This window comes from Kitasatospora sp. NPDC088346 (assembly GCF_044740765.1).
Classification (GTDB): Bacteria; Actinomycetota; Actinomycetes; order Streptomycetales; family Streptomycetaceae; genus Kitasatospora.
The window spans coordinates 37,645-63,236 of the sequence record NZ_JBIURH010000031.1 but is presented as its reverse complement, the minus strand read 5'-3'; the positions used below and the strand labels follow the sequence as shown (position 1 = coordinate 63,236).

The following is a 25,592-nucleotide window of genomic DNA, read 5'->3' as shown; positions in this document are numbered from 1 at the left end:
GCGGGGCTTTCTGGTGATCGGCCCGGCGGTCAGCGGCCGGGCACGGAGGTGCGGGAAGCGGGTGCCGTGGGCCGCGCAGGGAGCGCGGCGGCTGCCGGGCTCGTGGAGAGGATCCGGGTGCGAGAGCGGGCGGCTCCGGGTCTCGGGGAGGGCGCAGGTTCGGCGAGGGACTCTGCGGCACGGCGGAGCACGGCGTACTGCTCGGCCGGGGAGCGGGCCGACAGCCGGCGCAGCTGGGCGGGGATACCGGGGTCGAACAGTGAACCGGCGTGAAGTCCTGCGGCGGACAGGAGGGCTTGCACGGCGGCGGCCTCGACCAGCGGTGCCATGTCGTAGTCGAGTTCGACACGGTCGCAGACGTACTCGGCGCCACCGGCCAGGGCCTGCGCCACGTCGTACGACTCGTCCGAGAGGCGTAGTTCGGCGACGAGCAGCAGGGTGCGCACGGCGTGGCGCAGGACGGGGGAGTCGTTGTCGTGGCTGGTGAAGGGCAGGTCCGCAACGGAGTCGATGCCTGCGAGCAGTTGCCGGATTGCCCGGTCGTAGCGGGGCAGGAGGCGGTCGGTGACGGCGGAGGCCGCGCGGGCGGGGTCCGGGTCGACCGCGATGCCGTGGGGTGCCAGGTCCGCGTGGTCGTAGGCGGATCCGAGGGCCTCGGGCAGCAGAGCGGCGACGATGTACTGGCTGGTGTGCGGGTGGGGCCGGGGCAGGACGAGCAGCTCGCGCCCGCCGGGGCCGCGCAGGAGCCCGGCGTGGTCGTAGACGACGGTCTGAAGAGCCCAGGAGGCGTGGGCGAGGTCCCACAGCCTGGCGTGCACGTAGTTGCGGGCGTCGCTGGTGGTGAGCGGGGTGGTGGACGGTGTCCACCGGTCGGGCAGTCGGGACGCGAGTGCCTCCGTGAACGCGGCAAGGCTGTGCCGTCCGGGCGCTGCGGTGGGGGAAGTGGTCATGGTGTGGCCTTACGGGCTGATCGTGGCGACGGCGCGGGGTCAGCGGGTGCGGGTGCGGTCCGGGACCGGGGGCGCGGCGGGACGAAGGGTGGGCGCGGTGCTGACGACGGGCCCCGCGGCACTGCGGGAGCTGCCGCGGGAGGCTGCTGCGGCGCGGGCGCTCGGTGAGGTGCGCGGCTGCGGGAGCGGTGCGTCGGGGTCCTGGGTCCAGGTGCGGGCGGCTTCGACGGTGGGGAAGTGGCCTTCGCGCAGGGTGTACGTGTCGTCGTCGACCTGGCGCCGCTCGTGGAAGACCCGTACCGGCAGCTGTGGGTCGTCGGTGCGGGTGTCGGTGGCGATGACCCAGATGTCGTACGGCTCGGTGGTGTACGTGTAGTCGTCGTGGACGGTGAAGCGCTCGGAGCCGGTCTCGCGCAGCAGGTTCTCGATGCGCCGAGTCTCGCGGTCGGCGGGCCCGATGGGGGTGCGGGAGGTGAACCTGTCGGATTCGGCCCCGCGGTCGACGAGCCAGCCCTCGGCCATCGCCACCAGCGGGAAGGGGGCGGATTCGATGGTGAACACGCCTGCGGTCCGGTCGCGTTCGACGTGGACGGCCCGCAGGGACGCGAGGCCCGGGACGTCCTGCCACACGCTGGCGGTGTCGAACGCGACGTAGAAGCTGCTGGTCTGCTCGGCGGTGTGCTGGTCGGACAGGGTGATCAGTTCGGTGGCGATGACGCAGAGATAGTCGGCGGTGTGCTCGCTGGCCGAGTTGCCGGGTTCCAGGTCGCCGATGCCGAAGTCGGCTGCAGTGCTGGGGTGTGTCGGGATGGCGGGGGTCTTCCGGTGGTGGTCGGTCAGCGCCGTCGGACGGGGGTCCGGGGCTGGTCGGTCGCGGAGCGGGGCGCTGCCGCCAGGGGGGCCGGTGCGGTGCGCCGGCTGCGGGCGAGGGCGGCGGAGCGTCTGGCGGTCGTGGCCGGCAGGTCCGCTGCCCGGCGCAGCCAGGCCAGGGCCTCCCAGGCGTCGTCGGCGCGGTGCAGGCGCACGGTGTAGGTGCCGGCCTGTTGGTCGCGGGTGATGCGGGCGGCCAGGACCCTGTGCGGGCCGGTGCCCAGGAAGTTGCTCGCGGCGAGGCCGTGCTCGTGCTCCTGGGCGAAGGCGAGGTCGCTGGCGAGCAGGATCCGGGCGTTCGCAAGGTCGTCGACACCGGCCGCCTCCAGGCCCGCCAAGCCGAAGTCGGCCCCGCCGTGCTCGGGGCCGTTCACCGGCCGGTGCGTCGGGACTGAGCGGTCCCGGGAGCAGGGGAGCTGCTCGACGGTGGCAAGGGGTGGTCGGTGTTGGCCGGGGAGAGGCTCCGCGCAGTGGAGGCAGACACCCGGTCGGCGGGGAAGTAGGTCCGGTGCCAGTCGCCGAGGGCGGTGTGCAGGTCGGTCAGGTGCCCGAGGAACTCGACCAATGTCCGGTTGTCGGGCTGCTCCCCGTCCCAATTCGTCCGGCTGAAGGTGTCCAGCAGGCGGGCGAAGCCGTGGGAAGCTGCCCTGAGCGGGCCAGGGATCCGCTGCATGGTGGAGACCGCGTCCAGGGCGGCCGGACGACTGGCGATCTCCAGCGCCCGCTCGAGGGTGATCCCGACATGATCCTGCGCGAGTTCGGGGGCGGTGGCGTAGGAGATTCGGAGGGCTGAGAGCCAGACCGGCCACAGCTCGCGGGCAGCCGTGGTGGTTGACTGCCGGCTGATGTCGTATTCACCGGTGTGGGCGAGCAGCCGTGCGTCCTGCAGCCGCTGCAGGTGCCGGCGGACTTCGGTGTCGTCCATGCTGTCCGTGGCGGGCGGGCCGGCGTCCCGGGCAGCGGGGTCCGCGTGGTAGTTCACTGCGAGCAGGACCCGGACGGTGCCGGGCGGCGCCAGCAGCTGCAGGGCCTGCTGGGCGTGGTGGGTGGGCTTGCTGGCCAGGTGGTCTCCAAGGATCGGGCCGGGCGGAGGCAGGATGGGGCCGAAGCCGGGCCTCAGCGACCGGTTGCGGCGCCGGGCTCATCGGCTCCGTGCTGCTCGCGGTTCGACGGTCGGGGGCGGAGGGGAGGCGGCGGAGGGGCTTTCTGCCGCGGCGGGGGTGCGTGTGCGGGCGGCGACGGTCCGCGGACTCTCCTGCGCCGGGGCGGTCGTCGCCCGGTACAGGTCGAGCAGGGCGGTCAGGTGGCGGTGGCGGTCGGCGCGTTGGGCCATGGCCGGGCCGAGGGCCGGGGAGACCGAATAGGCGGGCACGTCGCGCGGGTGGAACTCGCCGCTGGCGCCGAGGGCCACGACGTGGAGCTGGCTTCGCACGGCGTCCAGGGCCTGGAGCGAGAGGTGCGCGGCGGCCTGGACGTCCTTGTGTGCCTGGTCCAGCTCGGCGGCGGCCTCGGTGATCCGGCGCACGAGCTGTCCGGCGGCGCCGTCGGCGCCGTAGCCCGGAAGCGCGCGGATCCGGTCGACCCCGAGCTCCCGGAGGGCTCTGCCGGTTCCGATCTCGTGCCGCAGGAGCGGGCCCGGCGTATAGGCGACGGTGTACGGGGTGTCCGGGTCGAGGACGGTCCGCAGGCGCTCCAGGCCTTCCAACCACTGCTCGCCGACCTCTCGCTGCCCGGCGCGGTTCCACGCGTCCATGTCGAACTGCACGGCGGCGAGCACGCGGTCCAGGGCCCGGGCCGCCATCGGACGCAGGCGCTGCGGCAGGTCGGGGACCGGCTGCGTCGGGCGGTAGCCGGAGGAGACAGCGTCCGCACCACCCGGGTAGTGGGCGGCGACGAGGAAGGCCGCCGCGATGGCCTCGTCCCGCAGGCGGTAGCCCTGGCCGCCGGCGAGGTAGCGGGTAAGACGCCCCTCGATGACGGTGTGCCGCTCTTCGGGGAGGGCGTGGTCGACCTCGTCGCCGAACTGCTCGGCGTGGTCGCTGTCGAACGGGCCGATGCCCCAGGTGCCCAACGGGTGGATCCTCCTCGGTGTGGGCGGCGCGCGCTCAGCGGCGCACACCGCCGGTGCTGGTGGGTGCGGGCGGGCCGGAAGCCGGCAACCGCGAAGGCAGGTGGTCGGCGGCAGGTGCGGCGGGGGCGGCGCCGGTGCGCGACAGCGCGGCCTCGCGGCGCGCGTTGTCGGCAGCGGTGTCGGGGCGTTCGGCCGCCTCCCGGTAGAGGAAGACGGCCATGCCGAGCTGCTCGACGGCAAGGTGGTAGCGCGCGGCACGCGTCTCGATGTCGTTGCCGAGATTGCGCAGCAGGCCCCAGGAGTCGACGTCGCGGTGGTCGCCGTTCAGACTGCGGGTCACGCGTCTGACCACGAGGTCGGCAGCGCGGCGCAGTTCGTCGTCGGCATCGTCCACACGCTGTGCGTGACGTGCGAGGGCCCGTGCCAGGCTGCGCAGTTCACCGGGCTCGGGGTGGCGATCTTCGAGCCCGTAGGTGTCGATGCCCAGGCGTTCCAGGACGATGAGCCGGCCGGCGAAGGCGGGTCTGCCGTCGACCTGGCGGGCGGGCGCCGGGCCGCGGGTCGCAGCGGTGCTCATCGCCCCACCCTGGGGAACTGCTGGATGCCGGCCACCGGCACCAGGGCCGCGCGCTCCGCGGCGGCGACCGGGGAGGCCTGCTGACTGGCGGCACCGACGACCGCGGCATGGAGGCGGGTGCCAGCGGGGGTCAGGCGCAGCTTCTGCCCCTGGTAGAGGCTGGTGCGGGTGTCGGCCTCGACGAGCTTGCGCTTGATCAGGGCAGTGACCGAGACGGCGCTGACGGGCTCGGACGTCGTGACGCGCGCACTGCTGCGAAGGCTGCTCGTCTGGAGGTAGACCCGGCCCCGGGCGACGGCTTCCAGGGCCTTGCGCTGTGCCTCGTTGAGCTTGGCGGGGTGCTGCGTCGCCTTGGCGGTGCGGGCGGTGGCGGGCCCTTCCGGCTGGACGGGCGGAGCGGGCGGCCGGTTGGCAGCAAGGATCTTGTGGAGCTGGGTGAGGGCGTCCAGGTGCTGGTAGAGCTCGGCGCGCCGGGCGCAGAGCAGGTCGAGGGAGAGGGCGCTGCTGCCGATCAGGCCGTGGGTCTGCGGCAGGTCGACGTCGTGGCCGTCGATGACGCGTTGCATGTCGCGGCGGATGGAGGTGGCCAGGGTGACCATGTTGCGCTGGACGTGGTCGAGGCGGCTGGCGGTGCTGCGGACCTTGCCGGCAAGGTGGCCGAGCGGGGTGTCCTCGTCGTCGTGCCAGCCGGGTATCGAGACCAGGCGGTCGACTCCGAGTGCCTGCAGGACCAGGGCGGTGCCAACCGCCGTGGGTTCTGCAGCCGGTACGGCGGGGGCAGGTTCGTCGGGCCGGGTCACGCGCGCGCCCCGACACGCTCGGACACGACGGCCAGGCCGATCTCGACGGCCTCCTCCAGGGTGTTCACGAGCGGTGCGCCGTCGGTGGCGAGCCGCTGCGCGCTGTGCAGGCCGCCGGTGTGCAGCACGGGGAAGGCACCCACGGCGCGGGCTGCGACGGCGTCGTCGCAGCTGTCGCCGATCACGACTACCCCGGCCGGGTCGGTGTCGGGGCCGAGCGCGCGCAGGTGTGCTGCCAGCGACGGCGCCTTGCTGGTGACCGAGGGGCCGTGGCGGCCGTCGATGCGGTCCATCAGCGCGCCGATGCCCACGCGGTGGACCTCGCGCTCCAGCCGGTCGTGCGGGGCGAGGGACAGCAGGGACTGGCCGATGCCTCGGGCACGCAGTTGCATCATCAACTGCCGTACGCCCGTGCGCAGCCGCACTGGGCGGGCGTCCAGCACCGCGAGGAACGCGGCGTCGTTGGACTGCCACTCGGCGTCGGTGATCGCGCGCCCCAGCAGCTCGTCGTAGAACGCGCGGATCGGCACACGGTGCTTGGCGCGGTAGTCCTCGACGGTGACGGGCCGGCCGCCGAGGGCCGGAAGAGTGGCGTTGAGCGCGGCGACGTGGTCGGCGACGTCGTCGCGTACCGTGCCGTTCCAGTCCCAGACGACGCGGACCGGTGAGGTGATGCGGTGGGTCAAGCGGACTTCTCCCGAGGGGTATCGGTGCTCGCGAGCAGGTCGGTGCGGGCGAGTAGGACGGCGGCGGCGAGGGCCGCGGCGAGGACTGGGACGGAGGCGACCGCGGTGGGGCCGTGTTCGGCGAGTCGGCTGGCGAGCGCGGTGCCCAGGGCCTGGCCGACGCCGATGACCGCGATCACCCAGGCGGCGGCCTCCGTGGCGGTGCCTGGTGGGGCGAGGCGGTCGGAGAGGATGAACGCGTTCGCCAGCAGCGGTGCGAGGTAGAGGCCGGGGCATGCGCTCAGGGCGACCAGCGCGGTGGGCAGCGTGGTGAACGCCAGGGGCGCGAAGAGAATCGCGTACCCGCCTGCGGCGCAGAGCAGTTGTCGCGCGAGCGGCATCGACCAGGGCGAGCGGGCGTAGGCGAGGCCGCCGATCAGGCTGCCGACGGCGAGGGCGGCGGGCAGCAGTCCGGTGAGCCAGCCGCTGGCGTGCCGGTCGGCGAGGGCGACGCCAAGCACGTTGAACGCGCCCAGGTTCACGCCGAGCAGCGTCATGGAGGCGAGCAGGAGCAGCAGGCCCCGGGAGCGGAGCGGGCCCGCCCAGTGGCCGGCGCGCCGCCGGTTCGGCGCCCAGCGGGCCGGGTCCCGGAGAGCGACGGCCAGGGTCCCGGAGGCACCGGCCAGTGCGCACGCGGCCAGCGCAGCGGCGGGCGACAGGAGTTGGCACAGGCCGGTGGCGAGGAGCGGGCCGGTCACGAACACGGTCTCCTGGCTGACGGAGTCCAGCGTGTAGGCGGCGTGCTGGGCGCGGGGGTCGGGGACCAGCCGTGGCCACAGGGCGCGCAGCCCGGCCTCCAGCGGCGGTGTCGCGGCGCCGGCGAGGACGGCGAGTGCGGCGGCGGCCATGGGGTGGTCGGCGCAGCCGATCAGCGCCAGGGCAGTGAACGCGGCGCCGGCGACGGCGGCGGACGCGGCGGCGACGGGAGCGAGGAGGGTGCGGTCGACGAGCCGTCCCAGCAGGGGCTGGCCGATAGCGGCGGCAAGGCCGTAGCAGGCGGCGAGCGCTCCGCCGAGGAGGACCGGGCCGCCGTCGGCCCGGACGGCGAGCAGCAGGGCGATCGGCGCCATGGCGGTGGGCAGGCGGCCCACCAGGGTGCCGGCGAGCATGGCGGCGACGTGCGGTCGGGCGAGAACGTCGCGCATCCGCGGGCGGGACGAACGGGCGGGGGTGAGGGGCATGCGGGAGGAGGTGTCTCCTGACAGGGCGGATCGGCGGGCGGTGGCTCAGGTGCCTGGGGCCCGGCGCAGCGCGGCGGCGGCGGCGCCGAGGTGGGCGGCGGCGCTGGTGAGCAGGGCTGCGGCCCGCAGGCGCCCGGCCTGGACGAGCCCGGCGGTGTCGGTGATCCCGCTGTCGCGGTCGGCGAGCTGGTCGAGGACGGTGGTCATCGACCCGCCGGCGGAGAGCAGCGACTGCAGGGCGGACTCGATCCGCGACAGGGCGGTGCGGTGCGCCGCGCCCGGCGGCCCGCCGGCGTCGACCACGGCGGCGGCGGAGGCCGCGACGGTGGCCAGGTGCACCAGGACGTGCAGGAGGTTGCGGCTCAGCAGCAGTGCCGGGTCCTCGGCGCGGTGCGGCAGGTCGAGGGTGCGCGCCAGGGCCTGCACCTGCTCGGACTCCTCCGCGAGGTCGGCGGTGAGCAGTGCGGTCGCCTCGCGCTGGTCGGCGGTGGTCAACGGCTTCTCCGGACGGTCGGTTGGGGGGTGGCGGGTGCGACGACGGGGGCGCAGGGGCCGGCGGCCCGGGCTGCGGGAGAGGCGCTGTGGGCGGCCCGGTCGGGGTCCGGGCCGATGTCGAGGTGGCGGTGCATCCCGGCGGACAGGTCGCCGACGTGCCGTCGGACGGGGGACTCGGAGGCGAGGAAGCCGACGAGCGCCTCGACGAGGATGTCCGGGCAGTCGCCCGCCATCGCCGCCTCCCAACCCTCTCCGTCCATGCCGACCGTGACCAGCCACGCACTGGCGCGGGGCATGCACAGGACCTCCGCGAGCCGGTCGGGGGAGACCATTCGCACGATGTCGGTGCCGCGCCATGCATCGGTGCCGCTCCAGCGGGCTTCGGCGAGGTCGTCGATGGCACTGCTGATGTCCGCGCGGTCGGGCGCTCCGTCCACCGCGACCTGGGCGGCCTCGACCAGGGCCTCGGCGACGGCGGCGGTGATCTCGTCGGGTGCTCCGGCGCTCAGGACCACCCGCCAGTTGGGCCCTTCGGCGTGGAGCACATCCTGCTGCTGGAACGCCTCGGTGGTGGCGAGCACGATCCGGATGCCGCCCCGGGTGAAGCCCTCAGCCCCGTCCCCGGGTAGCGGGTCCCACCGCGCGTCGCGAAGGACACGGCGGGCGGACGCGGTGGGAGTGGCGGTGGCGAGCGCCAGGTAGGCAGGGCGGACGCCGACGAGGTGTCCGCGCTGCCAGTCCGGCCGGACGTAGGGCCTGGTGCCGGGAGGGACGCCCTTGGCGGTTGCGGCGCGGCGCTTGCGGGCCGCGCTGTCCGCGGGAGCGGGAAGGGAGAGGGGTTCCATGCGAGTCCTCAGCGCCGCTGGGCGGCAGTGGAGTTGGCGACGGGAGTGGGCGGCGCGGGCTGCGGGGCCGGCTCGTGACTGAAGACGAGCGCCGCGGCGACGGAGCGCAAGGAGGCGGCCTGGGCGCGGACCGATGCCCGCTCGGCCGGGGACGGCGACACCGCCGCCGCGTGGAACGGCGCGGGCGTGCCCGCCACCGACCGGGCGGGCACGGCCCGGGGGGCCGGCTCGGCGGGCGCGTGGACGCGGGTGCTGGTGCTGTGCGCCGGCCAGGAGCTGCGGTCCGCAGGCGGCAGGTGGCGCTGCGCCCACTTGGTCAGGGCCTTCAGGGGTTCGGACAGCGCCTGTCCGGCCGGGGTGAGCCCATAGAGGTAGTTGCGCGCAGTGCCGGTGCGCTCGACGATCCCGGCCTCCTGCAACTGCGCGAGGCGCTGGTAAAGGTTGCCGGGGTGCATGCCCGCCGGCAGCGTGGTGTCGAGGATCTCGGAGGGGTACACCGGCTCGCCCTCCGCCGCCAACGCCATGATCGTGGCCACGCTGTGGGTGCGGTTGAGCGTGGCCAGCGCCTGCTCGGTGTACGCGCCCAGGCCCGTGCCGGTCTGCGGGGCCTGCTGGTGGGCGGAGGCCCACTGGGTGAACGGGATCTGGACGAACAGGGCCTCGCGGCCGGCGCGGGTGAGAGTGACGGCGGTGCCCGCCGCGCCGCTGCTGCGGGTGAGCAGCCCGTCCTCCTCCATTGCCGCCAGCCTGGAGGCGAGCTGGCCCTCGCTCATCCACGGCGTCTGCTCGGCGAGTTCGGTGACCGGGAGGGTGTCGCCGCTGCGCTTGAGGCGGCGGAGCACGGAGATCGTGTTCTGCGGGCCGAGGATCGACAGGGCGTTCTGCAGCCGCTGGGCCTGGGGGCGGGTGAGTACGACGGAGGTGGAGGCGGGCATGCGTGGTCCTTCGCGGTGATGGGTCGTGCGACGGGCAGGCGCGGGGGTGTCAGGCCGCGGGGCGTGTGGCGCCGAGGAGTTGCAGGCGGCGGGCCGCGGCGTTGTAGACCTGGTGGCCGCTGCGGGGGCCGGCGGCCACGAGGTAGATCCCGCCGCCGGAGCGGGAGGTCGGGGCGGGCGGGCGCTCCTGGTAGACCAGGCGCCAGCACCGGTCGGCGTCGAGGTAGACCTTCCGGCATCCCGTCAGGTCCCACAGGCCGCGCCGCCCGAGGGCCGGTCCGCGCTGCTGGCAGGTCACCAGGCGGCGCAGGTGGTGGACTGCGGCGTCCTGGAGAGCGACGGGGAGGCTGCCGAGGTCGGTGAGCGCCGCCGGGTGGGCGTCGAAGTCGAGGATCGCGGCGGCGGTCACGGGGCGTGGTCCTAGGTCTAGGCGGGCGGGCGGGGCACTCCCGGCTGCGGCAGGGAGTCGGGGTCGGTGAAGACGGGTGCGGGCAACAGGCGGTGGCTCAGGTGGTCGGGGTTGGTGGTGCACGCCGCGAACGGGCCGTCCGGGGACCGGAGTTTGAGCAGCAGTGGTTCCAGGTGGTCGCGCTGCCACACGCTCGGACCAGTGGCGCCGGAGCGGGCGTCCGTCAACTCCTGCCAGGCCAGCCAGCAGTGGTGGATGCGGGCGAGGGCCTCGTCGTGCTCGGGCCAGCGGGTGCACCACGGCCGGCCGGAGGTGATCTCCTGTCCGTACACGGCGAGGAGGATGTGGTCCACCCACGGCACCATCGTGGCGACTTCGGCGGCGAGCGCGTCGTCGTCGAAGGCCAGGATCGTCAGAGGACCGGTGTCCGGGGCGTCGTCGGACGCCTCGCCGTCGGGCACCTCGTCGGTCTCCTGCGGCTCGTACTCCTCGGAGAGCCGGTCGGCGACCACGGCGAGCGAGTCCCGTTCGGCCTGGAGCCGGGCCAGGGTGGCCCGCCACTCGGCGAGGGTCTCCGGGGTGACGCCGGGGCGTCCGGGCAGGTCGGCGGGGTCGGGGGGCGTCAAGGGCGGCTCCGGGAAGATCGGGGGGTTCGTCGATGGGCAAGACTCTGCCCGCCGGCCAACTCCTTGTGCGGGAGATATCGGGTGGTGTATGGGCGCCGGGAATTCAGGCGGAATGGAATTGATGATTCCCGCACAGTGGAATTCCAGGGGTCAGCAACTCGGCTGCCAGTGAAGCCTGTTGGGGGACCACGCCATTCCCCAGGGCGGTGAGCTGGGATGCCCGGGAAAGGCCTGTGATCTGCGTCACCCATCCTTTTTCGAGGCCCATGACCCATTCCACGAATACCGGCGAGAGGCGCCCTTTGGAATCGACCGGTTCGGGTGCCGGGCGGGTGGCGGCCTCCCAGCGGCCGATGGCAGGGGCGTAGGCACCCCAGCGGCTCAGCCGCGCGGATCCGCGCCGTCCATCGGCAGCCGTGTCTGCCCCGGCAGCGGCATCGGGGTGCTGCCGGTCCGGCGCCCCAACACCGTCCGGTCCAGGGTTGTTGGTGTCGGACGCAGCCGCGCTGCGGCGCTTGGCAGCGTGAGGTCGCCCTTGCTCCCTCGCTGGTTCGGGCCGCCCTTCGTGCCGTCGCTGGCCCGCGGCGTCGGCAGGAGATGCTCCACCAGGTCCGAGAGGTTCGGCCCGTGGCCGCCGGCCTTGCGCCGGTCCGGGTGTTGGGAGCCGCCGATGCTGCCGAGGTTCGAGGTCGGGGTGAGCAGCAGCGTGACCACATGCCCGAGGTCCTCCCTGCCGGGGTCCGGACCCTTGAAGTCCCTCGCCCGTGGGGTCGGCAGGCCAGGCGGCGATGAAGACGCGCTCCCTGCGGTGGGGGGCTCCGACGTCGGAGGCGCGTAGAACCTGCCATTTCGCATCGAACCCCGCGTCGGCCAGGTCTGCGAGTACGGCACCGAGTGCCCGCAGATGATGTTCATCGCCGGTGTCTCCCAGACACCACGGGCACGGTTCCACGTCGCCGTCGGAGGGCGCGTTGGCGGGGGTGGACAGCAGACCGCGGACGTTCTCAAGGATCACCAGGCAGGGTCGGAGGATCGATATGGCGCGGGCGATGGTGTGCCACAGGCCCGAGCGGGTGCCCTCGGCGAGCCCCGCCCTGGCACCGGCCACGCTCACATCGGTGCAAGGGAATCCGGCGACGAGCACGCACACCGGCTCGACCTGGCTGAAGTCGACCTTCGTGATGTCGCCCAGGTTCGGGACATCGGGCCAGTGGTGTTCGAGGATCGCGGCGGCGGCCGGGGCGGGATCGGCGTGCCAGGCGATGCTGCCGCCGACGACGGACTGGATGCCGAGGTCGAGTCCGCCGTAGCCCGAGCACAGGGAGCCGATCCGTATACCGTCCGGCCCCGTCATCGGGGCTTCCGGGCGGTCGTGGCTGCGGCGGCGAGCGGGTCGCGGTGGGCGGCGCTCGTCGCGAGGCACTGGGCGGCGTCGGCGAGAGCGGTGGCGACGGTGTGGAGCAGGGAGGACTGCTCTTCGACGGAGAGGGAGGAGGTGGGCAGGAGAGGGCTCCGGTAGGAGGTGTGTGGGGGAGGTCAGCGGTGCCGCGGGGCCGGTGGTGCGGTGGGCGCGGGGGCGGGTGACGGGTCGGTGGAGCGGTTCTTGCGGAACGGAAGGCGCAGGGAGGTCCGCAGTCGGGCGGCGGCTGCGCGCTTGTCCGGTGTGGCGGCCGGTGCCGGGCGGGTGCGGGCGGCGCGGGGCGGCTGAATGTGCTGGCGCAGGTGGAGGGAGGCCGAGGAGAGGGCCTTCGTGGCGTCCCGGTAGAGCCACTTGGCGTGGCCGACGGCGATTTCGGTCGTCGGCTGACCCTGCTGGGCAAGGGCCAGTTCCATGACCTCGCACAGGTGGCGGTCGGCGAGGGCCGACGACGAGGAGGCGCGGGCGACGGCGAGCATGCTGCGGCGGGCGGCAGCCGCGTCCTCCGGGGCGGCGTACGGGTCGGGCTGTCTGGAGGCGGCCTGGAGCAGCGCGGTGCGGATCGTGCGCAGCGTGATCAGTTGCAGGGCCACCAGTCCGGCAGAGGGCAGGTCGGCGTTGTCCTGGGACTCGGACCAGGAGGCCGCGGCCTCGTCCATGAAGTCGGCCAGGAGGATCAGGTCGGGGCGGTCGTCGAGGGCGGGCAGGGAGCGCTCCAGGTGGTCAGCGGTTGCGGCGCAAGGGGATGACGGGCGCTGCGGGGGCGGCGTCGTTGGGCGTGTCCGGGACGGCGGGTTGGACGCTGACGACGCGGGAGCGGGCCAGCGCCGCGCCTGCCTGCGCGCCGCGGTGGCTCGACAGGTCGGTGACGGCGGCCACTGGTGCGGTGGACACGCGGTCGGCGGCCGAAATGAGCTCCCGCGCGGTGGTCGTGACGAGCGCGCGCGCGACGGAGTGGGCGTGGCCGGCCTCGGCCGGGGAGGAGGTCGCGGGCGGTGCGGTCAACAGGCGGTGCGCGGAGTCGGCGACGACGGCCAGGACCTGGGCGGTGCCGGATACGGCGGCGGCGAACGCGGCGAGCGCGGCCCGGTCGGCGCCGGGGTCGGCGGTGCGGAACAGGACCTCGTCACTGGCGTCGGCGGCGATGGCCACCAGGTGGGTCATGGGCCATGCCGTCTCGGCGGGGTGGCCAGCCGGCGAGGGCAGCAGCGTGCGGTTCACGGCCTCCAGCCGGTCGGCCAGGGAGCGCATCACCGCCGACGGGTCGGTGTCGATCAGGGCACTCCGATCATCCGGGGGGACGGGGGTCATCGCCGGGCGGAGGGAGTCTTCGCGGCGGCGGGGGACTGCGAGACGATCCGGGTGGCACCGGAACGGCGGGACGCCGCCTCGGCGGTGGCGGCGGCTTCCTCGGCGAACCCGGACGGCACGATGACCAGGGGCTGCTTGCGGTACTCGGCGCGCGCGGCGAGGAAGCGCGCGGCCTTGCCGTCCGGGTCCGCCAGCGCCCCCTGCTCGCGGGCGAGTTCGCGCTTGCGGACCTGGGCCAGGCCGGTGCGGAAGCGGCGGATCGTGCTGATGGTGTGGGAGAGCATGCCGTCGACCTCGGCGAACTGCTGGGTCACGCGGTCGGCCAGGCCCGGGGAGTAGAAGTGCGAGCGGGTCTCGCCGCGGGGACGGACCTGGTTCGCTAGGTTGCAGGCCTGGTCGAGGATTTCGGTGAGCCGGTGCAGAACCGGGCTTGCCCGGGTGGCGGCGAACGTGGGTCCCCAGTCCTCGCCGACGTTCGCCACAGCGGGCCCGGTGCGGTGCGACAACTGGGCGCGCAGCAGGCAGGCCACGGCCACGTAGTCGGCGAGCGCGCCGATGTCCCGGGCCAGCAGGTCCGGAACCCTGGCGGGCGGGGCCTTCGCGGTGCGCCGCAGGTCGCGGCGGATCTGAGCGAGGTTCGCAGCGAGGTCCGCGAGGCGTTGGACGTCGTCGGCGCTGATATCGCTCATCGCCGCCGCCCGCCCGTCTGGGCGACAACGCCCGCAACGGCGGCAGGCGGCGCGGAGGCTGGGCGCCTCGGGCGGGCAGTGGTGGACGCCTGCCGCTGCGCCGGGGAGGGGAGTTCGGCGCGGATCTCGGTGATCTGCCGCCAGGCGGCGACCAGGGCGTTGTGGGCCAGGGCCGCCGAGTTCAGCACCTGGTAGCCGAGCGCGTCCTCGCGTACGTCGGTTGTACGGCCGGTGCCGTTGTCCTCGGGGCCGGCTTCGAGGGCGACGGCGGCGTCGAGCGCGTGGGCGAGGTGGCGGTTCACCCGCGCGGCGTGGGCACGGCCCGCCTGGAAGCCGCGGACGGCCGTGGTCCGGGCATGGTCGGCGGGCCCGGCCTGGAGGGCCTGGGCCCGGGTGGAGCAGTGCCGCAGCACGGTGAGCATGTGCTCGGCTCCGTCGGCCAGGGCCGCGGGAGAGGGCACGCCCGGGTGGCCGGGCATCGTGTCGGCGCCGTTGAGGGCCTCGGCGACATGGGCCATGACGTTCGCGAGCATGACCAGCTCGGTGTCGAACCCGGGGGTCGTGGGTGGGGCGATGGAAGGCTCCGGAGGTGAGGGCGGCGTCAGCGGCGGTGGCCGGCGGTGATGGGCAGGACGGCGGGCGGCGAAGCCGGGTACGGGGCGGCGATGAACGCGGCTGCCGGGTGGGCAGCGGTGCTGCGGGTGACGGCGGCTCGGAGGCGGCCGGGGGGCAGCGCGGCGCCGTCGCGTCCCGAGCGGGCTTCGCGCCGCAGGCCTTCGCCGGCGTCCTCCAGGGCGAGTCGGGTCCGCGACAGGGCGAGGTTCAGCTCGCGCCCGGCCCGCTCGCGCACGTCGACGGCCCTTGGGCCGTCGAGGCCGTCGACCTCGTAGAGCCGGGCGGCCATCGCACCGGCCCGCCCGACGGTGGCGAGGGCCTCGCCGGCGCGGGCGCCGGCATCGGCCAGTGCACGGGCGAGGGCCCGCTGCGCGGTGTCGGCGTTCGGAGCGCCGGTCAGAGCGGCGGCGGTCCCCAGCAGCACCTGGTGCTGCTCGCCGATCCGCACCGCGTGCTCCCGGAGTTCCGCCACCGAGGGCGGTCCCTGCTCGCGGTAGGCACCGGGAAGGGAGGCGATCAGCTCGTCGATGGCGGTGGCGGCGGCCCGCAGCCGGGTGGAGGCGGGACTTGGCGGCCGGACGGAGGTGGGCATCAGGGGTCCTTCGGCTGGGAGAGGGGAGAGGGTCGGCAGCGGCTCAGTGGCTGCTGCGGATGGGCGCGCGGGCGCAGGCCGCCTGCTGCGCGGGCGACGCAGGGCCCCTCGTCCCGGTGTCGGGGACGGGGGCGAGTGAGCGGGCGCGGGCGGCGTCGCGGCGGTGCTCCGGCTCGCCGGGTTCGCCGACGGGGTTCCCGTCGGCGTCGGCGGTGCCGGTGGCGGCACGCCAGCGCTTCTGCACCGCCTCGGTGCCGCGCAGGGTGCGCAGGGCCGATCCGAGGAGGCGGGCGGCGGGCAGCGAGGCGTCGAGGGACAGCATGCGCACCGTTCCCGCCGCAGTGTGGGCAGAGCGCAGGACGGAGGACTGGAGGACCTGTTCGGCCCAGTAGCCCGGATCGCCGCTGAAGCCGGCCCGGGTGACGGCGCGCACGGCGTCGGCGGTGGTCGCGCCCGAGGCCAGGTCTCCGTGGTGCTGGACCTCCCACAGGACGGTCAGCGGGTCGACCGGCTCGCCGCGGTGGGCAAGTGCGGCGACGGCCCGGTAGACGGCGCGGTGCCCGCGGTCCAGGAAGTCCGCCGGGTGCAGCCAGGGGGACATGTCCCGGATCTCGCGCGGGAGGGCGGTCAGGGACGCGAGCAGCGCCCTCTCGTGCTGCAGGGTCTCCTCGACGGCGGGTGGGGGAAGTTCGAGCGGCCATGGACCGGGAAGGGGCCGCGGGCTCTCGTCCAGCGACCCCCAGGCGTCGGCGAGTTGACCGATGACGGCCCGCAGGTCGCCGGTGAGGCGGAGCGTGTCGTCCATGGCGCCGGTGCGGGCGGCGGCCAGCAGCCGGTGGGCATGTTCGTGCACCTGCCTGCGGACCGCGGTCTCCAGTACCATCCGGCCGTACGCGGCGGCGTGGCCGGTCACGGGGCACGCCGCGATCAGCGTGTGCCCGTACCCGGGTGTGAAGCCGGGGCTGGCCTCGGCCGCCGAGGCCATGGCCCGCGTCGCCCACGCGGAACTCGCCCCGTCGGCGTCCGGGGGAGGAGCGGGGTACCCGGCCGCGTCCTGGGCGAGCAGCACTTCGAAAAGGTCGGCGTGGGCGGGCCGGTAGAAGTGCTCCGGCCGCAGCCAGCCGGCCACGTCGCGCAGCCGCTCCGGCGCCAGCAGGATTGCGCCGAGGACCGCCTGCTCGGCCTCCGTCTGGGGATTCACCGCGTCACCTCCGCGCGCGGCGGGGAGGGCTTGTGGCGGCCTGGGGCTGCAACGCCTGGCCCGCCGTTCTGGGCGGGAGCGGCTGCCTGGCCGGCGCGAGGCCCGTGACGGGGTCGGTGGCGGGCATTGGGGCGGGGGCGCGCGGGTCGATCCGGCGCAGGACGTCTTCCGCCTGCTGTTTGGTGGGGAAGCCGCCCTCGGTGATGCTGTAGGTCGCGCTGCGCAGGTGGATGGTCTCCAGTTGGAGCAGGAATCGGCGGCCGGCCGCGTGGGGGTGGCGGTCGAGCAGCAGTGCCCAGTTGGCCTCGCGCTCGCCGCCGCTGGAGCCGCACGAGTAGGCCATCTGCCGGCCGAGGAGCGTGTAGCGCGGGCCGGATCGGCGGATCCGGTGCTCGACGCGCAGGGTGGCGTCGTCGCCGGGGCGGGCGAACGCGTAGTCTCCGCCGTCCAGCAGCCCGTTGAACTCGTGCGGGGAGCCGAGGCCGTACGGGTCCGGCGGAACAGGGTGGTAGGCGGCGAGGGCGTCGGGGCCCGCCCCGCGCCCGACGAGCCAGTGGCCGGCCCAGGCGTAGGTGACCGCCGAGGACATGCGCAGGTGGAAGGTCCGGGCGGACGGGTCGAGCCGCAGATGGATGCCGGCGGCCCTGTTGGTGCCGGTCATCATCGAGGGCGCGCCGCGGTCGGCGGCTACCAGAAACTGTTCGGTGGCGCTCTGCTGGGAGGCGACGACCTCGTAGAGAGCGGGCTCGGCGTCGAGCCGGTGAAGGGCTGTGGCGCTGGCGCGATCGCCGGGTGTCCAGCCACGCAGTGCGTGGACGGCTTCTTCCATGGACTTCCTGAAGGAGTAGGGGCGTGGGCCCGGCGTCCGGCGCCCGGCAGCCCGGGGCCGGGCTGCCGGGGCGGTCAGCGCGAGCGCTGCGGACGACGGTTGTCCGGGGCCGGAGGCGGGAGTTCCGCAGGGGCCCCCAGGGCGTCCAGGCCCGGAAGGACCGGCGCGGTACTGGCGGCTACGGCGCGGCGGGAGACAGGGCGCGGATTGGCGGAGGCGGCGCGGGCCTGTGAACGCGGTCCGTACAGGTCCTCCAGATAGCCGCGCACCGCCTCCCGCCATGGCCGGCCGAGGAGCGGGCCGAGGACGCGTGCGGCCTCGGTGGGGGCGACGACGTCGCCGATCTGCCGGAACCGGGCGGTGTCCGAGCCGTCCCAGGGGTGGCCGGCGGGCATACCGACGAGCAGGGAGGCCTCGCCGGTGGTGATCCGCCGCTGCGGGTCACCGGCCCAGTACCAGCTGCGGCTGCGCCCGGTGACGGCGGTGGCGGTCGCGTCCGCACTCCACTCGTTGCCCCCGGGCGTCGCCCGGTTCCCGCGGGTGTTCACCCGCACGCCCTTCTGCCAGCCGAGGGCCTGCGCGGCGGTGCGGGCCGGTGTCGGGTCGCTGGGCTAGGCGGTGCGCAGACTCACCCTGTCGTGGCGTCCGGCGACGAAGTAGGTGCGGCGCCGGTGGGAGGCGAGGCCGACATCGGCGGCGTCCAGCGTCTCGTAGTCGCTGGTGTACCAGTCCGCGAGCTCAAGGGCGTCGGCGAGGGCGTCGAGCACGTCGGTGGGCAGAGCGCTGGACTGCTCCATCGCCAACCAGCGAAGCGAGTCGAACTTCGCGGTGAGCGTCAGCGACCAGATCAGGGTCTCGGCGATCAGGCCGATGTCCGGTCTGGTCATCTCGGCAACCGGCTCCCGCACGCCGGCCCTGGACAGGAGCGGTCCGGTCCAGCCGGCGTTGCCGTCCCAGTGGGGGTCGCCGCAGATCAGGCAGGTGTCGCCCTCGCCGCACTCGCCCTCGTCGTGCCAGTGGCCGAAGCTTCCCTCGACGGCCCGCGACAGGACTTCGTTCAGGAGCCGGAGGTTGCGCCCCTCGTGGCCCTCGCGGCTGCCGGCCGGCGTCCAGACCTGGCAGGGGGCGCTGACGATCAGCCCTTCGACGTGGCGAAGGGCCGGGTTCGTGGGGTCGAGGGAGCGGACATCGCAGACGATCCGGCGGTGACCGGCCGCCACCGCGGTCGCCGAGGCGTTCGCGGACAGGTCGACGCCGATCACGTCGAACGCGCCGGGGCGGGGATCGAGGATCCGCAGGCCCTGCTCCCAGCCGGCCGGACCAGCGAAGAGGTTGACGATTCTGGGCGGGTCACCGCTGCGTGGAGGGTAGAGCCAGCGGACCGGCCAGGGATGAGCACGGGCGATCAGCTCGCCGTAGGACCACGGCCCCATTCGGTGGTCGGGACCGAACCACGCCGGTTCACCGGCCGTGGACAGCGGACGGTAGCCGCCTCGCGGGAACGCACTGTCCGGGGTCAAGGGCGGTGCTCCGGCCGGGCGGAGGAACCGCGGGGCCGGGCGCCCCGCCGTGCGGGACGCGCACCGCCACGGGTCTGGTCGCCCGGGGTGGGCAGGTGACGGGCAGAGGCTTGTTCGCGCGTGCGGTCCGGCGCGACCGTGCCGACGGCGTTCATGCGACTGGGCTGCCGGAGCGGCAGGAGTAGGGCGAGCAGCCGTCGGCGGGGCCGAACTCGGCCTCGTCGGCAGCGAGCTGTTCCTCCAGGGCGAGCTGCTCGCGGCGGGTGAGGCGGTCGATCGGCGCCTCGGACAGCGGGACACGGGAGCGGTGAAGGTAGGCCTGGCCGAGCAGGGGCCGGCCGTCCGCGTTCGCCCGGGCGTTCCCGGCGCGGATCTGCGCGTCGAAGTCGACGACGTCCGCCCACTCGGCCGGGTCTCCGTCGCGGATCGCCCGCCACTGGGCATTGCCGTGGAACGGACACCCCAGGCAACTGCTCTTCGGAGTGCTCTCCAGACCGTGCTCGGCGAGCAGGCCCAGGCAGTCACCGCGCGACAGGCCCAGCTCGATCAGCGGAAACCTGTTGCGCGTGTATTTGACGTCGGCATCCTTGGCCCGATGGAACTCGTCGGTGGAAATGCCGATCCACTGCTCGGCGAACACCTCGGCCGGTATTCGCGCCGGATACGGATACCCGAGGATTTCCCGAACCTGCCGCTTGATCGGCTTGATTTTGTATTCGCCGGTGCACTGGCGCCGCGTCATCCCAGGTGAGCCGTCCTTGTTGAGGATGTAGAGCGGCATGCTGGCGAAGCGGTGAGCGGGGTCCAGGGCATCATTTCTGATATTGCCGGAGGAGACCCGGAGAATGGGGATTCCGGCGGGCTGGGCTATCTCCCGCTCGACCCGGTCGAGATGGGAATAGACCGCCTTCGGCTCCCAGCCCGTGTCCGCGAAGACAGCGAAATCCAGCTTCGGCAGCTCGCCGATCGCGGACAGGAGCAACAGGGTGGTCGACTGCACACCTGCCCCCAGGGACAGAGTGCGTACGGTGGGCGCGGTGCCGGTGTCGGTCACGGCGCCTGCCACAGCGAGACGACAACGGGACCTTCGCCCGGCCGCGCCCTGCGGCGGGCGCTGGCTCGCCATCCCGCGCGTCGGGCGCGCGCGGCGCTCTCGTCGTCACGGGCGTAGGTGACGAGCCGGGTGTAACCGAGGGATTCGGCAGCACGGCGGCAGGCGGTGTACAGCGGGGAGTCCTCGACCGGGGCGCCGGTGCCGACGTCGGCGAAGGTGACCTCCAGCGTGGTGCCGTCGTCGAGCAGTCCGGCGGTCGGCCGGTGGGCGACGGCGACAGTGCGAACCCTCCCGTCGTCGTCGGCGCCGGCCACGGCGAACACCCGTCCTCGCGGTGTTCGGCGATGGCGCAGGCGGACGGTGCGGACGGCGTCGCGGTCGCGGACGGGCACGAGGTGGAGGCTCATGCGGTCACCGCCTTGGCGCGGGCACGCTCGGTGATCGCCGCGGTCTGCCGGGCGGAGGCCTTGCCGATCACGTCGGCGCCGCGCTCCTTGTACCAGGGCCGCAACCGGATCAGTGCCGGTTTGACCCCAGTGGCGAACAAGAGCGCGGAGCCCTTCGCGAGCGCGCGGATCTGGTCGGCGGGCAGGATCCGTTCCTGGCGCATCGACACGGAGGTGGAGCGCCCGGACTCGCTGGTGGAGTGCGAGACGGTCTCGACGTCGTGCTCGCCGACGAGCCTGGAGAGCTTGTCGGCGAAGTCCGCGTCGTCGATGCCGGACCCGACGAGCTTGATCGTCGCGGCGGACCACAGGGCGTCCATGCCGACCTCGCCCCACACCCGCTGGCCCTGCCGGTAGGACTGCAGGATCGTGATCGGGATGACCCCGCGGGAGCCCAGGTGCGAGTACAGATCGGGCAGATCGCCGATCTTGCACACATTCGCGGCCTCGTCCAGGATGCACAGCAGCGGCGGGTCGAGGCGTCCGCCGTCACGTTCGGCCTGGACGACCGCGGTGCGCATCACGCTGTCGGCCGCGGCGGCGATCAGTGCGGACGCGCTGCCGCCGCCGTCCTTGCTGAGCAGGTAGAGGGTGTCCGTGCGGGTGACGAAGTCGGCGGGCTTGAACTCCGGCAGCTCGCTGTTGGGGGTGACCCAGGCGGCGATCTTCGGGTCGAGCAGGCATGCGGCGTACTGGCGCGCGGTCTCGTAGATGCCGTCCCTGGTCTCGACCGCACCGGACACCGTGCCCTGCAACTGGGCTGCAATGGCGGACAGTTGGTTGGACTTGAGGATGTCGATCGGGGTGCGGTCGGCGGGCTGGGCGAGCCAGGCCAGGACATCGGTGATCGGGCGCCCGTCGGCGCCGGCCGCCAGGAAAAGGGCCGTCAAGGTGTTGGCAGCCGCGGTGGACCAGAAGTCGCCCTGCTCGCCCTCGTCGACGGCGGCGGTCACGAAGTGCTGGGCCAGGCGCCGGGCTCCGGGGAGGTCGCCGGCGTCGGCGAGCGGATCCCACCACATCGCCTGCTCGGTGTGGGCGATCTGCTGGGGGTCCATCACCCAGACCCGGCCGGCCTCGGCACGGGCGTCCAGGGTGACGGTGTAGGCGTCGCCCGCCGCCTTGTTGCTGGTGAGCAGGACTGGGCCGGGGGCGCTGAGGATCGAGGGGACCGCGAGGCTGGTCGTCTTGCCGGAGCGCGGCGCCATGATGGCGACGGCCACGTCCTCCCACGAGGTGCGGACCTCGGGGCCCCTCTCGCCCAGGGTGCCGAGCAGGATGCCGGTGTCCTCGGGGCGGATCGTGCCGGGCTTGGCGGAGGCGAGGCTGGGGCGCAGGCTCCGGGCCTTGGTAGTGATCTCCTTGGGCAGGAGGACGGCGAGGTCGCGGCTGGTGGCCAGGCCGCTGCTCTTCTTACGGACCTTCAGGTAGATCCGCAGGCCCACGGCGGCGACGCCGAGGGTGACGGCGGCGGGCAGGAGCCTGGCGCCGACGAGCAGGGCGAGGGGACCGAGTCCCGGCCACAGCCGCTGGGGGTGGAGGGCGGCCGTGGTCGGCTGGTAGGCCGCCCACGGGCCCTGCCCGAAGAAGTGGTCGGTGGTGTTGCCGAGGGCCCAGGCGATCGAGCCGAAGGCGATGAGGAGGAGGCCGGCGCCGATCAGGGCGTAGAGGAGGGCGTCGGTGCCGGGGGATGCGGAGGGTGACTTGGGGGAGGAAGCGGGGGGCAGGGTCGTCCTTGCGGGGATGGCCCGGGCGCACGGGACGGCAGGCCCTCAGGGGCCGCGGGCGCGGGGCGGGAGACGGCCGGGCGCCGGGCGCGGTGTGTTCACGCGCCGGGGACCGGGGCCGGGGAGAGGGGGAGGATGCTCAGCGGTGCGGTGCCGCCGGGGCGGGCGTCCCGCTCCATGACGTGGCGCTGCTGCGCAGGGCGGACGCCGGACGGGCCGGTGCGGGCGCGGTGCGGGCGGTGGAGGCGCGCAGGCGGCCGGCGCGGTCGAACGAGGCGAGCTGGCAGGCCGCGTGGGCGAGGGAGAGGTCGCGCTCCAGGTGCGGGGCCGAGCCGTCGGCGCGCATCAGCGGGGCGACGATGCGCGCCTCGTGGCCGCCGATCCGCAGGGCGATCCACCGGCAGGCCGAGGGATCGTCGATGGGCACGATGCCGGTGGCGGCCAGGATCCGGCGGGCGGTCGAGGCCCACCGTTCGTCCGGGAGCGGGGCACTGTCGGGATGGGCGCGGACGGTGCAGTGCCACACGTCCCGGCTGCGGCCCGGCCGCAGGTCCCGCTCGGGCCGCCGCGTGCGCAGGTGGGCGTCCAGTTCGGCTGCGAGGGAGTCCAGTTCCGCGCTGCCGGGAGCAGGCAGTCCGGCGATCGGCCGCCAGGCGTCGAGGACGGTGACCCGGGGGGTGCCCGGCAGGCGCACGGCGTGGTGCTGGGCGGCGACGAGCAGGTCGCGGGTGCTGGCGTAGCGGGTGATGGACGGGATCAGGGAAACGTTTCTCCAGGGGTGGGTGGTTCAGCGTCTGCGCGGGGCGGGTCCTGTGCCGGGCGGCTGGGTCGGGGCCGGTGCCGGCGGGGCCACGGGCCGTGCGGCGCTCGAACGGATCCGGGCGGGGCGGGCGGCCGCGGAGCGCAGGCGCTCGGGTGTGTCGGTGATGTCGGTACCGGCCTGCCAGATCTCGTCGGCGGCGAGGGCGAGCGGCTGCCACAGGTAGTTGCCGCCGGGCGCGTCCTTGACCCATCGGCTGGCGGTGGCGAGGGCGTCGGAGAGCGCTTCGAGGGTGCCGCCGTCGCGGGTGATCGCCTCGACCAGGTCGGCGACCTCGGCGGGACCGGAGGCGTTGCGCAGGTGCTCGCAGACGAGCCGCAGCGCCTCGGTGGCCCGGACCGCGGGGGACGGCTGGGTCGTGGGGGGCATGGTCTCCTTCGGGGCGGTCAGCGGGCCTTGCCCGCCGAGGGCTGCGGAACGGGGTGGTGCGCCGGCTCGGAGGAGGTCGCGGACGGCGCCGTGGACGGGAGGGTGGCCACCCGGGCGGCCTGCGCGCGGGTACTCAGGTCGGACGCGAGGGGCCTGCGGTAGTCCCACGGCCAGTGGCCGCCGATGGCGTACAGGCCGCGCGCGTCGGCGGCGACCTGCTCGTGACCGCCCTCGCCGTCGTACTCCTTGGGCCAGGAGAACTGAAGGGTGCCGTCGGCCTCGAACGCGGCGGTCATCCCGCAGTCGTCCTTGAGCAGGTCGGCGACGATCTGCTCGGCTCCGCTGCGGGTGAACAGTGCGTTGCCGTACGGGTCGACGTAGCCGGCGCTGGGGGTGGCGAGGGCCGGGACCGGGAGGTGGGTGGAGCCTTCCGGCCAGAACAGGTAGACCCGTTCGCCGTCGGCCGTTGCGGGTCCGGTCCACAGGGCCTGCTCGATGGCGTGGCGGTTGGCCGCGGCTTCGGCCGGGCTGAGGTCCTGGGTGAGAAGTTTCAGCGAGGCCGCGAGGTGGGGGCCGGACTTCCCCAGCGCTTCGTCGATGGCCTCCCCGGCGTCGGCGGCGAGGTGGCCGAGTTCGTACAGGTCCTCGGCCGCTGGGTCGGAGCGGTGGGTGTGCTCCAGGCCGTCGAGATCGGCACGGACGGTGACGGCCATGGAGGAGGCGAGTGCCAGCAGGCCCTTGTCGGCGAGGAGGGTCTGGAGCAGGGCCTGGCTGGGAGTGCGCTGCTGGGAGTCCAGCTGGTCGGCGAGGGCGCGCAGCCGCTGGGCGTAGGAGGCGACGGTGGTGGGCTTGCTCATGCGCGGGTCCTTCGTGGGCTGGGGGCGGGTTCGGTGGCTGTCGCCGAGGTGACGGGGACGGCGGTGGAGGCGCGGGCGGCGGGCGAGCGGGTCCGCGCGGCGCGCACCCGCGGCTCCGTCGCGGCGGGCGGGGGATATCCGGTGGCAGCTGCCGCCGTCGCGATGGCGCGCGTGTGGGCGGCGCCGTCCAGATGCCAGGCCTGAAGGTCGGCCCGCTCGTGCAGGGAGCCGCCGGCGCGCAGGGAAGTCTGGGCCCCGGAGGTGAACAGGGCGTGCAGTGCGTCCGTCGTGCTGTACGGGCCGGTGACCATCTGCGCGCCGATGTCGGCGAGGTCGCGCACGTCGTCCATGGACTCGACGAGGGCGGTCAGCTCCCCCAGGCGGGCGGCGATCTCGGCCAGGACCTCCAGGGCCTGCTCGCCTGCGGGGGCCAGTCGGAGCTCGGGGTCGACCTCGACCCGGTAGCCGGCGCGCTCCAGCAGCCGCGCGCCTTCGCCCACCAACGCCCGCAGCACGAGCGGCCCGTCCGTGCCCTGCAGGGCGAGAGGGTGCTCGGCGTCGTGCGGCGGGGCGAAGCCGAGCCGGGCCAGGACGTTACGGGCCCGCTGGTCGGCTCCGGTCGCCTCGGCGGCGCCGAAGGAGCCCGGTGCGATGCGGACCGGCTCGCTCAACGGGCAACGGCGCGGACCGCGGGCGCCACCGCGATGACGGGTGCCGGCGTCGGCGCGCCCGCATGGACGGGCCGGGCGGCGGACTCCGTGGAGTGGCTGTGTGCGGCTGCCGCCCGGGGCGAGAGCGTGGCGGGCTCCGCCGGGAAGGCGAGGCCGTAGCCGGCCAGGCGGGTGCTGATCTGCTCCAGGTGCAGACGCAGCAGGATTGCGGTGGCGCCGGCCTGTACGAGCTGCTCGGCCGTCTGCCGGGCGGCGCGTGTGCCGCCGCCGGCGGTGCTCTCGGCGGCGAGTCGAAGGGTCTCCTCGACCTCGGCGAGCAGGGGCTCCAGCAGGGCGAGGGGCCGGGCGATGTCGGCGGGCAGGCTGCTGTCGGCGAGGGAGTCGCCCAGGCGCCGCACGGCCTGCGCGGCGGTGCGGGCGCTCTCGGCGTCGTCCGGAACGCTGCGTCGGGCGGTGGCGGGGGTGGGGGACACGGTCGGGGCCTCGCCTAGTACGGGTTCTCGGTGCTGCGGTCCGCGTCGGTGGCGGCCTCCAGCAGCTCGGGCAGGTCACCGGCCGGAGCTTCGCGCTGGTCGATCCACCACCCGGCGCGATCCACGGTGCGGGCGCGGCCCTCGACCTCCTCCCACCGCTCCTCCGGGAGCGTGCCCTCGACGACGAGGGCCCGGTAGGCGGCGGTGACGAGCTGGTGGCGCGAGCGCTCGCCCCAGGCGAGGATCGTCTGCGGCCCGGTCAGCGGCGGCATGCGGTACTGCTCGGCCCACGCGGCGGCGGCCTGCTGCTCCTCGGCGCGGCGGGCGGCGATCCACGCGGCCCGTTCCACGCCGTCGCTCTCGCGGTCGGCGCGCCAGCAGTCCGTGCAGTCGCGGCCGGCGAGCCAGCGGGCGTAGCCGGCACGCCGGTCGGCCGGGCGGGCGGACAGGTCGTGCTCGACCTCGTGTCCGCAGGAGTGGGTGACGGGCCATCGGGTCTTCACGGCCAAGTAAGGCTCCT

33 protein-coding genes and 1 pseudogene are annotated in these 25,592 nt (G+C 74.6%); all 34 read right to left on the bottom strand.

Annotated features, from left to right (window positions below; all coding sequences use genetic code 11):
• Positions 1-29 precede the first annotated feature (29 nt).
• The 34 genes and pseudogenes from ACIOFR_RS29965 to ACIOFR_RS29800 all read right to left on the bottom strand — a co-directional run bounded on the left by ACIOFR_RS29965 (position 30) and on the right by ACIOFR_RS29800 (position 25,581).
• Positions 30-950, bottom strand: a complete 921-nt coding sequence (locus ACIOFR_RS29965; protein ID WP_401002350.1) for a hypothetical protein — start codon at positions 948-950, stop codon at positions 30-32.
• 39 nt (positions 951-989) lie between these two features.
• Positions 990-1,580, bottom strand: a complete 591-nt coding sequence (locus ACIOFR_RS29960) for a hypothetical protein (RefSeq protein WP_401002349.1) — start codon at positions 1,578-1,580, stop codon at positions 990-992.
• 206 nt (positions 1,581-1,786) lie between these two features.
• The gene (locus ACIOFR_RS29955; RefSeq protein WP_401002348.1) at positions 1,787-2,194 is read right to left on the bottom strand and encodes a hypothetical protein; all 408 of its coding nucleotides are present in this window, start codon (positions 2,192-2,194) and stop codon (positions 1,787-1,789) included.
• Positions 2,191-2,745: a hypothetical protein gene (locus ACIOFR_RS29950; protein WP_401002347.1), complete on the bottom strand. Its 555-nt coding sequence runs from the start codon at positions 2,743-2,745 to the stop codon at positions 2,191-2,193. The genes ACIOFR_RS29955 and ACIOFR_RS29950 overlap by 4 nt, the downstream gene beginning before the upstream one ends.
• Positions 2,746-2,961: 216 nt before the next feature.
• Positions 2,962-3,891 (bottom strand): DUF4259 domain-containing protein, encoded by a 930-nt coding sequence (locus tag ACIOFR_RS29945; RefSeq protein WP_401002346.1) that lies wholly within the window; start codon positions 3,889-3,891, stop codon positions 2,962-2,964.
• 34 nt (positions 3,892-3,925) lie between these two features.
• On the bottom strand, positions 3,926-4,468 hold the full coding sequence (locus ACIOFR_RS29940; protein ID WP_401002345.1) for a hypothetical protein: 543 nt from the start codon (positions 4,466-4,468) through the stop codon (positions 3,926-3,928).
• A complete protein-coding gene (locus tag ACIOFR_RS29935; RefSeq protein ID WP_401002344.1) occupies positions 4,465-5,268 on the bottom strand; it encodes a hypothetical protein in 804 nt (267 codons plus the stop codon). Before ACIOFR_RS29935 ends, ACIOFR_RS29940 begins: the two co-directional genes overlap by 4 nt.
• Positions 5,265-5,954, bottom strand: coding sequence for an HAD family hydrolase (locus tag ACIOFR_RS29930; protein ID WP_401002343.1), 690 nt, complete (start codon positions 5,952-5,954; stop codon positions 5,265-5,267). The genes ACIOFR_RS29935 and ACIOFR_RS29930 overlap by 4 nt, the downstream gene beginning before the upstream one ends.
• Positions 5,951-7,174, bottom strand: coding sequence for an MFS transporter (locus tag ACIOFR_RS29925; RefSeq protein WP_401002342.1), 1,224 nt, complete (start codon positions 7,172-7,174; stop codon positions 5,951-5,953). The genes ACIOFR_RS29930 and ACIOFR_RS29925 overlap by 4 nt, the downstream gene beginning before the upstream one ends.
• A gap of 45 nt (positions 7,175-7,219) precedes the next feature.
• Positions 7,220-7,669 (bottom strand): hypothetical protein, encoded by a 450-nt coding sequence (locus tag ACIOFR_RS29920; RefSeq protein ID WP_401002341.1) that lies wholly within the window; start codon positions 7,667-7,669, stop codon positions 7,220-7,222.
• The gene (locus ACIOFR_RS29915) at positions 7,666-8,514 is read right to left on the bottom strand and encodes a hypothetical protein (protein WP_401002340.1); all 849 of its coding nucleotides are present in this window, start codon (positions 8,512-8,514) and stop codon (positions 7,666-7,668) included. Before ACIOFR_RS29915 ends, ACIOFR_RS29920 begins: the two co-directional genes overlap by 4 nt.
• A gap of 8 nt (positions 8,515-8,522) precedes the next feature.
• Entirely contained in the window at positions 8,523-9,449 is a 927-nt protein-coding gene (locus ACIOFR_RS29910) for a winged helix-turn-helix transcriptional regulator (RefSeq protein ID WP_401002339.1), read from the bottom strand.
• Positions 9,450-9,498: 49 nt separating this feature from the next.
• Positions 9,499-9,858 carry a hypothetical protein gene (locus tag ACIOFR_RS29905; protein ID WP_401002338.1) on the bottom strand — a complete coding sequence of 120 codons (360 nt, stop codon included), beginning with the start codon at positions 9,856-9,858 and terminating at the stop codon, positions 9,499-9,501.
• A 17-nt stretch (positions 9,859-9,875) separates the two neighbouring features.
• Positions 9,876-10,484, bottom strand: a complete 609-nt coding sequence (locus ACIOFR_RS29900; RefSeq protein ID WP_401002337.1) for a DUF4913 domain-containing protein — start codon at positions 10,482-10,484, stop codon at positions 9,876-9,878.
• Between the two features lie 381 nt (positions 10,485-10,865).
• Positions 10,866-11,198: a hypothetical protein gene (locus ACIOFR_RS29895; RefSeq protein ID WP_401002371.1), complete on the bottom strand. Its 333-nt coding sequence runs from the start codon at positions 11,196-11,198 to the stop codon at positions 10,866-10,868.
• Between the two features lie 124 nt (positions 11,199-11,322).
• Positions 11,323-11,838 (bottom strand): annotated as a pseudogene (locus ACIOFR_RS29890) (DNA cytosine methyltransferase); the annotation flags it as partial.
• Between the two features lie 182 nt (positions 11,839-12,020).
• Positions 12,021-12,560, bottom strand: coding sequence for a hypothetical protein (locus ACIOFR_RS29885; RefSeq protein ID WP_401002336.1), 540 nt, complete (start codon positions 12,558-12,560; stop codon positions 12,021-12,023).
• 64 nt (positions 12,561-12,624) lie between these two features.
• Positions 12,625-13,212, bottom strand: coding sequence for a hypothetical protein (locus ACIOFR_RS29880; protein WP_401002335.1), 588 nt, complete (start codon positions 13,210-13,212; stop codon positions 12,625-12,627).
• The gene (locus ACIOFR_RS29875) at positions 13,209-13,901 is read right to left on the bottom strand and encodes a hypothetical protein (protein WP_401002334.1); all 693 of its coding nucleotides are present in this window, start codon (positions 13,899-13,901) and stop codon (positions 13,209-13,211) included. Before ACIOFR_RS29875 ends, ACIOFR_RS29880 begins: the two co-directional genes overlap by 4 nt.
• On the bottom strand, positions 13,898-14,434 hold the full coding sequence (locus tag ACIOFR_RS29870; RefSeq protein WP_401002333.1) for a hypothetical protein: 537 nt from the start codon (positions 14,432-14,434) through the stop codon (positions 13,898-13,900). Before ACIOFR_RS29870 ends, ACIOFR_RS29875 begins: the two co-directional genes overlap by 4 nt.
• Before the next feature lie 68 nt (positions 14,435-14,502).
• Positions 14,503-15,108, bottom strand: coding sequence for a hypothetical protein (locus ACIOFR_RS29865; protein WP_401002332.1), 606 nt, complete (start codon positions 15,106-15,108; stop codon positions 14,503-14,505).
• A 43-nt stretch (positions 15,109-15,151) separates the two neighbouring features.
• Positions 15,152-16,309 carry a DnaB-like helicase N-terminal domain-containing protein gene (locus tag ACIOFR_RS29860; protein WP_401002331.1) on the bottom strand — a complete coding sequence of 386 codons (1,158 nt, stop codon included), beginning with the start codon at positions 16,307-16,309 and terminating at the stop codon, positions 15,152-15,154.
• 4 nt (positions 16,310-16,313) lie between these two features.
• Positions 16,314-17,138 carry a hypothetical protein gene (locus tag ACIOFR_RS29855; RefSeq protein WP_401002330.1) on the bottom strand — a complete coding sequence of 275 codons (825 nt, stop codon included), beginning with the start codon at positions 17,136-17,138 and terminating at the stop codon, positions 16,314-16,316.
• 74 nt (positions 17,139-17,212) lie between these two features.
• Entirely contained in the window at positions 17,213-17,686 is a 474-nt protein-coding gene (locus ACIOFR_RS29850; protein ID WP_401002329.1) for a hypothetical protein, read from the bottom strand.
• A gap of 63 nt (positions 17,687-17,749) precedes the next feature.
• Positions 17,750-18,571, bottom strand: a complete 822-nt coding sequence (locus ACIOFR_RS29845) for a hypothetical protein (protein ID WP_401002328.1) — start codon at positions 18,569-18,571, stop codon at positions 17,750-17,752.
• A 238-nt stretch (positions 18,572-18,809) separates the two neighbouring features.
• The gene (locus ACIOFR_RS29840; RefSeq protein WP_401002370.1) at positions 18,810-19,643 is read right to left on the bottom strand and encodes a hypothetical protein; all 834 of its coding nucleotides are present in this window, start codon (positions 19,641-19,643) and stop codon (positions 18,810-18,812) included.
• Positions 19,644-19,708: 65 nt separating this feature from the next.
• Complete coding sequence (locus ACIOFR_RS29835; protein ID WP_401002327.1) at positions 19,709-20,119, bottom strand: XF1762 family protein; 411 nt, start codon at positions 20,117-20,119, stop codon at positions 19,709-19,711.
• Complete coding sequence (locus tag ACIOFR_RS29830; RefSeq protein ID WP_401002369.1) at positions 20,116-21,882, bottom strand: type IV secretory system conjugative DNA transfer family protein; 1,767 nt, start codon at positions 21,880-21,882, stop codon at positions 20,116-20,118. The genes ACIOFR_RS29835 and ACIOFR_RS29830 overlap by 4 nt, the downstream gene beginning before the upstream one ends.
• A gap of 139 nt (positions 21,883-22,021) precedes the next feature.
• Positions 22,022-22,576 (bottom strand): hypothetical protein, encoded by a 555-nt coding sequence (locus ACIOFR_RS29825; RefSeq protein ID WP_401002326.1) that lies wholly within the window; start codon positions 22,574-22,576, stop codon positions 22,022-22,024.
• A 93-nt stretch (positions 22,577-22,669) separates the two neighbouring features.
• The gene (locus ACIOFR_RS29820) at positions 22,670-23,071 is read right to left on the bottom strand and encodes a hypothetical protein (RefSeq protein WP_401002325.1); all 402 of its coding nucleotides are present in this window, start codon (positions 23,069-23,071) and stop codon (positions 22,670-22,672) included.
• A gap of 17 nt (positions 23,072-23,088) precedes the next feature.
• On the bottom strand, positions 23,089-23,928 hold the full coding sequence (locus ACIOFR_RS29815) for a hypothetical protein (RefSeq protein WP_401002324.1): 840 nt from the start codon (positions 23,926-23,928) through the stop codon (positions 23,089-23,091).
• Complete coding sequence (locus tag ACIOFR_RS29810) at positions 23,925-24,599, bottom strand: hypothetical protein (RefSeq protein WP_401002323.1); 675 nt, start codon at positions 24,597-24,599, stop codon at positions 23,925-23,927. Before ACIOFR_RS29810 ends, ACIOFR_RS29815 begins: the two co-directional genes overlap by 4 nt.
• Positions 24,596-25,072 (bottom strand): hypothetical protein, encoded by a 477-nt coding sequence (locus tag ACIOFR_RS29805; RefSeq protein ID WP_401002322.1) that lies wholly within the window; start codon positions 25,070-25,072, stop codon positions 24,596-24,598. Before ACIOFR_RS29805 ends, ACIOFR_RS29810 begins: the two co-directional genes overlap by 4 nt.
• A 14-nt stretch (positions 25,073-25,086) precedes the next feature.
• Entirely contained in the window at positions 25,087-25,581 is a 495-nt protein-coding gene (locus ACIOFR_RS29800; protein ID WP_401002321.1) for a hypothetical protein, read from the bottom strand.
• Between the last annotated feature and the right edge of the window lie 11 nt (positions 25,582-25,592).